Below are 404 nucleotides of genomic sequence, written 5' to 3'. Positions count from 1 at the left end.
GTACGGGCATGCGCAGATCCGCTGCAACGCGGTCGCGCCGGGGCTCATCATGACCGAACGCCTTCTCGCCAGGCTGGACGAATCCATGCAGCAGCATCTGCGCCGGCACCAGCTCCTGCCGCGCGCCGGCAGCCCGGAGGACGTCGCCGCACTGGTGGCCTTCCTGCTCTCCGACGAGGCGTCATTCATCACCGGCCAGATCGTGTGCATCGACGGCGGCATGCTGGCGCACGTGCCGACGTACGCCGACGGCGGCAACAGCCGTGCGGGGCGGCCCGCCGCCCCGGGCATGCCAGGCGCCACGGCCGCCACGCCGCGTTGACCACCATGCTGCTCAACCCTCTGCGCCGCCGCCACCGGCTGCACCAGGGCCTGCCGGTCCTGCCCGGAGCATACCCCCTGGT

Annotated in this window: 1 protein-coding gene; it reads left to right on the top strand. The window is 72.5% G+C overall.

What is annotated here, in order from left to right; translation table 11 throughout:
* A partial coding sequence (locus tag M1M07_RS32540) for an SDR family oxidoreductase (RefSeq protein ID WP_248676809.1) occupies positions 1 to 322 on the top strand: 322 nt, incomplete at its 5' end.
* Between the last annotated feature and the right edge of the window lie 82 nt (positions 323 to 404).

This window comes from Rhodococcus sp. HM1, from assembly GCF_023218075.1.
GTDB lineage: Bacteria > Actinomycetota > Actinomycetes > Mycobacteriales > Mycobacteriaceae > Rhodococcus.
The sequence above is the reverse complement of the archived record's forward strand: the minus strand, read 5'-3'. Positions and strand labels throughout refer to the sequence as shown.